This window comes from Streptomyces olivochromogenes, assembly GCF_021538895.1.
In the GTDB taxonomy this organism is placed as follows: Bacteria; Actinomycetota; Actinomycetes; order Streptomycetales; family Streptomycetaceae; genus Streptomyces; species Streptomyces olivochromogenes_A.
In genome coordinates this window covers 1-6,535 of record NZ_JADDRL010000225.1, presented here as the reverse complement: position 1 = coordinate 6,535, position 6,535 = coordinate 1, and the positions used below count along the sequence as shown (strand labels likewise).

The window sequence follows — 6,535 nt, the reverse complement described above, 5'->3', positions numbered from 1 at the left end:
GACACTGCTGATCTCCCCCGCCAGCGGGCGCAGGGCCAGCGCTCCGACGGTGGCCACGGGAGTACCCGTGGGATCGGCCAGCTCCAGCCGATGGCCGGCACCCTCCTTCGTGATGCGCACCCGCAGGGCCGAGGCCCCGGACGCGTGCAGCGTGATGTCCGACCAGGAGAACGGCAGCTCCGCCTGGGAATCGTTCTCGCTGTCCAGCAGGCCGATGGCGTGCAGGGAGGCGTCGAGGAGGGCCGGGTGGACGCCGTAGCCGTCCGTGTCGGCGCCCTCGGGCAGGGCGACCTCGGCGTAGACGGTGTCGTCACCGGAACGCCAGGCAGCCGCAACGCCCTGGAAGAGGGGACCGTACTCCAGGCCCATCGCGGCCAGGTCGTCGTAGAGGGCGCTGGTGTCGACCGGTTCGGCGCCGGCCGGGGGCCAGGCGGTGAGGTCGGCGGCGGGCTCGACGCTGTCTGTCGACAGGACGCCTTCGGCGTGCAGGGTCCAGGCCCCGTCCTCACCCTCCGGGCGGGAGTGAACGGTGACGGCGGGCTCCTCGCCCTCGCCGACACGGACACGGACACGCAGAGCGACGGCGCCGGTCTCGGACAGGACCAGCGGGGCGTGCAGGGTCAGGTCACGGACGGTTCCCGCACCGACCTGGTCACCGGCACGCACGGCGATCTCGACCAGAGCGGCACCGGGCACGATGACCGTGCCGTTCACCGCGTGCTCCGCCAGCCACGGGTGGGTGGCCAAGGACAGCCGACCGGTGAACAACGCCCCTTCCGAATCGGGGAGTTCGACGGTCGCACCCAGCAGCGGGTGGCCGGCCGTGTCGATCCCCGCGGCCTGGACGTCACCCGCGTCGAGTGTCGAAGGCGCAGGCCAGTAGGTCTCGTGCTGGAAGGCATAGGTCGGCAGCTCGACAGCGTTCCAGCCGGGGCCGAAGTAGGCGGCCCAGTCCACGATCGGAAGTCGAGTGAACGCCTCGACCAGGGCCTGGGCCTCGGAGCGGTCCCGGCGCAGACCCGCGACGAGCGTCGCCTCCGTACCCGTGTCCGCCGCCATCGCCGTCAGCACGGCATCCGGCCCCAGCTCCAGGAACGTACCGATGCCCTGCCCGTCGAGGGTGGCGACGGCGTCGGCGAAGCGGACGGCCTGGCGGACATGCCGCACCCAGTAGGTGGGGTCGGACAGGTCCTCGTACGACACCTGCGCACCCGTGAGGGTGGAGACGATCGGTATCGCCATCTCGCTGTACGTCAGCTGGGCCGCGATCTGCTCGAACTCGGCGAGCATCGGCTCCATCAGCGGAGAGTGGAAGGCGTGGCTGACCGTGAGCCGCTTGGTCTTCCGGCCCGCTTCGGAGAAGTGCGCCACGACCTGCTCGACGCCGTCCACCGGTCCAGAGACGACCACCGACATCGGCCCGTTGACCGCGGCGATACCCGTGCCCTCAGGCAGCGCGGGCAGGACCTCCTCCTCCGTCGCCTGGATGGCGGCCATCGCGCCCCCGGCGGGCAACTGCTGCATCAGCCGGCCACGCGCCGACACGATCAGCGCCGCGTCGTCCAGCGACCACAGCCCGGCCACATGCGCTGCTGCCAGCTCACCGATCGAGTGCCCGGCCAGCACATCCGCCCGCACACCCCACGCCTCCAACAGCCGGAACAGGGCAACTTCCAGCGCGAACAGAGCAGGCTGCGTGTAACCCGTCTCGTCCAGCCCCTCCCCACCGAACATGACGTCCTTCAGCGGCCGTTCGAGATGCGCATCCAGGGCCGCGCACACCTCGTCCAGCGCAGCCGCGAACACAGGGAAGGACTCGTACAACTCCCGGCCCATCCCGGCCCGCTGGCTCCCCTGTCCCGTGAACAGGAACGCCAGCGACCCACCCACAGCCGACGGCGTCACGCTCCCGCCGGCAATGGCCTCCAGCCCAGCCAGCAACCCGTCCCGATCCCCGGCCACCACCGCTGCCCGGTACGCGAACGACGACCGCCGCGTGGTCAGCGAATGGGCGATGTCCACCGGGTCCGCGCCGGTCTCTCGACGGACGAGTTCGAGGAGGCGTACGGCCTGCTCGCGCGTGGCCTCGGCGGACTTGCCGGAGACGATCCACGGCACGACCGGCAGCCAGGGCGCAGCCACAGCTTCCGCGGGCTGCTCGGCCGGAGCCTCCTCCACGATCACATGCGCGTTGGTGCCGCTGATCCCGAAGGAGGAGACACCGGCACGCCGGGTCCGCTCCCCGGCGAGCCAGGGCCGGGCCTCGGTCAGCAGCTCCACCGCACCCGCCGACCAGTCCACGTGCGACGACGGCGCGTCCACGTGCAGGGTCTGCGGCAGTTCCTCGTGCCGCATGGCCAGCACCATCTTGATGATCCCGGCGACACCGGCGGCGGCCTGCGTGTGGCCCAGGTTCGACTTGATCGAGCCCAGCCATAGGGGCTCGTCCTCGGCACGGTCCTGGCCGTAGGTGGCGAGCAGGGCCTGCGCCTCGATCGGGTCGCCAAGCCGGGTGCCGGTGCCGTGCGCCTCCACCACGTCGACCTGCTGCGGAGTCAACTGGGCTGCCGCGAGGGCCTGTTTGATCACACGCTGCTGAGCCGGACCGTTGGGAGCGGTGAGACCGTTGCTCGCGCCGTCCTGGTTGACGGCCGAACCCCGTACCACCGCCAGCACCTGGTGGCCGTTGCGGCGTGCGTCCGAGAGCCGCTCCAGGACCAGGACGCCGACGCCCTCACCCCAACCGGTGCCGTCCGCGGCCTGGGCGAACGGCTTGCACCGGCCGTCCGCAGCGAGACCCCGCTGCCGGCTGAAGTCCACGAACGTGTCCGGCGTCGACATCACCGTCACACCACCGGCCAACGCCAGCGAGCACTCACCAGCGCGCAGCGCCTGCGCGGCCAGATGGACGGCCACCAGCGACGACGAGCACGCCGTGTCCACCGTCACCGCCGGACCCTCAAGACCCAGCGCGTACGACACACGGCCGGAGGCGATGCTGCCGCCGACGCCCATGAAGCCCTCGGTGTCGTGGTGGGCGGAGCGTTCCAGGACGGTGGCGTAGTCGTGGTACATGACGCCCGTGAAGACACCGGTGGCACTGCCGCGCGCGGTGGCCGGGTCGATGCCCGCACGCTCGAACGCCTCCCATGACGTCTCCAGCAGCAAGCGGTGCTGCGGGTCCATGGCCAGCGCCTCACGCGGGCTGATGCCGAAGAACCCGGGGTCGAACTCGGCGGCCTGGCCGAGGAATCCGCCGTGCCGGGTGTACGTCTTGCCGACGGCCTCCGGGTCCGGGTCGTACGACTCCTGCCACAGCGGGCCACGGTCGGACGGGAACTCGCAGACCGCGTCGCCACCGGCGGCCAGCAGACCCCACAGGTCCTCCGGCGAGGCCACCCCACCCGGGTACCGGCATGCCATGCCGACGATCACGACCGGGTCGTCCGTCACCGCCACGCCCCGCCGCTCGACCCGCGACTCGCCCTCCGACGGCTCCTCGGCGCCTACGAGTTCGGCCTGGAGGAAGTCGGCGACCGCACTCGGCGTCGGGTGGTCGAAGACGAGCGTGGCGGGCAGCCGCAGGCCGGCTTCGGCGCCGAGTCCGTTGCGGAACTCCACCGCCGTGAGGGAGTCGAAACCGAACTCCTTGAAGGGCTTTTCGGGCGCGACGTCACCCGCGCCGCCGAATCCGAGGACGGACGCGACATGGCGGCGTACGAGATCGAGCAGCACGCGGGCGCGCTCGCCGGCCGGCAGCCGCTCCAGCCGGGCCGCGAGGCCCCCGGCCGTGGCCTGCGCGCCGCTCGCGACGGCCCTGCGGACGGCCGCGGGCCGGACGAGGCCGTGCAGCACTCGGGGCAGTTCACCGCGCCTGGCCCGCTGTTCCATGGCTCGGGAGTCCATGACCACGGGGAGCAGATGCGCGGACGGGGCATACGTGCCGGAGAGCGCCGCGTCGAGCAGGGCGAGGCCCCGTTCCTCGTCGAGGGGCAGGACCCCGACCCGTGCCATCCGGTCCAGGTCGGCTGCGGTCAGCTCGGCGCCCATGCCGCCGACCTCCGGCGCCCACAGGCCCCAGGCGAGCGAGACGCCCGGCAGTCCCTGGGCCTGCCGCAGCGCGGCGAGGACGTCCAAGTACGAGTTGGCCGCGGCGTAATTGGCCTGTCCGGTGCCGTCGAAGGTGGCGGCGCTGGAGGAGTAGAGGACGAACGCGTCGAGGTCGCGGCCGGCCGTCAGCTCGTGCAGATGCCGGGCCGCGAGCGCCTTGGGCGCCCACACCGACTCCAGACGCTCCGGCGTCAGCGACTCGACCGTCGAGTCGTCGAGAACGCCCGCGGTGTGGACGACCGCCGTGATCTCGGGGTGGGCGTCGAACAGCCGCGCCAGCGCCGCGCGGTCGGAGACGTCACAGGCTTCGAGTCGCACGTCGTCCGCGCCCAACGCCCGCAGTTCGGCGGCGAGTTCCTGCGCCCCGGGGGCGTCGGCGCCGCGTCGGCTGGTGAGCAGGACGCTGCGGACGCCGTGGGCGGCGACGAGGTGGCGTGCGGTGAGCGCGCCGAGACCGCCGGTGCCGCCGGTCACCAGCACGGTGCCCGACGTGGACCATGCGGCGTCGGCCGGTGCTGCTGCCTCGCGAGCTCGTGCCAGGCGGGGAGCTCGGAACTCGCCATCTTCATAGGCAAGTTCGGGCTCGCCGGCCGGGATGTGCTCGGGGATGTCCAGGGCGTCGAGGAGGACGATCCGGTCCGGGTGCTCGGCCTGGGCGGCACGGGTCAGGCCGCGGACGGCGGACTGCTCCGGGTCGGTGACGGCCTCGTGCGTGTGGACGAGCAGGGGCCGCTCGCCGTCGAGGTGGGCCTGTAGCTGCGGGAGCAGCTCGGCGGCCGTGGCCGCGCGCAGGATCGTGTACGACTCCGACGGCTCGGTGGCCTGCGCCGTAACCGGGACCCAGTCGACGCGGTACAGGTCACGGACGGTGCCCGTCGCCGTCTCCGTCGCCGCGACCGGACGCAGCGCCAGCGCGCCGACGGTGGCCACCGGCGCCCCGGCCGGGTCCGCGAGGTCGAGCCGGTAGCCCGAGGCCGCCTCCGTGATGCGTACCCGCAGCGCCGAGGCGCCGGAGGCGTGCAGGGTGACGTCCGACCAGGAGAACGGCAGCTGGGCCGCCGAGTCGGCCTCCTGCGCCACGGTGATGGCGTGCAGCACGGCGTCGAGGAGAGCGGGATGGATACCGAAGCCGTCCGTGTCGGTGCCCTCGGGCAGGGCGACCTCGGCGTGGACGGCTCCGTCGCCGGAACGCCAGGCGGCCGAGACGCCCTGGAACAGCGGGCCGTACTCCAGGCCCACGGCGGCCAGGTCGTCGTACAGGTTGGTGACGTCCACGGCCTCGGCATCGGCCGGCGGCCAGGCCGTCAGGTCCGCGGCCGGCTCGGCGGGCTCGGCCGACAGGGAACCCTCGGCGTGCAGGGTCCAGGCCCCGTCCTCGCCCTCCGGGCGGGAGTGGACGGTGACGGCGGGCTCCTCGCCCTCACCGACGCGCACGCGCAGGGCCACCGCCCGGTCGGCGGGCAGCACGAGCGGGGCGTGCAGGGTCAGGTCACGGACGGTTCCGCAACCGACCTGGTCCCCGGCCCGCATGGCGATCTCCACCAGCGCGGCGCCGGGCACGATGACGGCCCCGTGCACCGCGTGCTCGGCCAGCCACGGCTGGGCGGCCGGCGACAGCCGACCCGTGAACAACACGCCCTCGGAGTCGGGTAGTTCCACCGCCGCGCTCAGCAACGCGTGCTCGGCATCCGTCTGACCGGCGCCCGCGACATCGCCCCGGGCCGCACCGGCGTAGGCGTCGAGCCAGTACGGCTGGTGCTGGAAGGCGTAGGTGGGCAGGTCGACGGGGAGCCGACCGGGCCCGAAGAAGGCCGTCCAGTCGACGACCGGAAGGCGGGTGAGCGCCTCGACCAGGGCCTGCGCCTCGGAACGGTCCCGGCGCAGACCCGCGACGAGCGTCGCCTCCGTACCCGTGTCCGCCGCCATCGCCGTCAGCACGGCATCCGGCCCCAGCTCCACGAACGTACGCACACCCCGTCCGCCGAGGGTGGCGACGGCGTCGGCGAAGCGGACGGCCTGGCGGACATGCCGCACCCAGTAGGTGGGGTCGGACAGGTCCTCGTAAGACACCTGCGCACCCGTGAGGGTGGAGACGATCGGTGTCGCCGTCTCGCTGTACGTCAGCTGGGCGGCGATCTGCTCGAACTCGGCGAGCATCGGTTCCATCAGCGGGGAGTGGAAGGCGTGGCTGACGGTGAGCTTCTTGGTCTTGCGGCCGGCCTCGGAGAAGTGCCGTACGACCTCGTCCACGCCCGCCTCGGGGCCGGAGACGACCACCGACATCGGGCCGTTGACGGCGGCGATACCGGTGCCCTCCGGCAGGACCGGCAGAACCTCGTCCTCGGTGCCCTGGATCGCGGCCATCGCGCCCCCGGCCGGCAGTTGCTGCATCAGCCGCCCGCGCGCCGACACGATCAGCGCGGCA

At 72.9% G+C, this 6,535-nt stretch carries 1 protein-coding gene; it reads right to left on the bottom strand.

The window, feature by feature from the left end:
* On the bottom strand, window positions 1–6,535 hold a 6,535-nt coding region (locus IPZ69_RS46090; RefSeq protein WP_235460902.1), incomplete at both ends, for a type I polyketide synthase.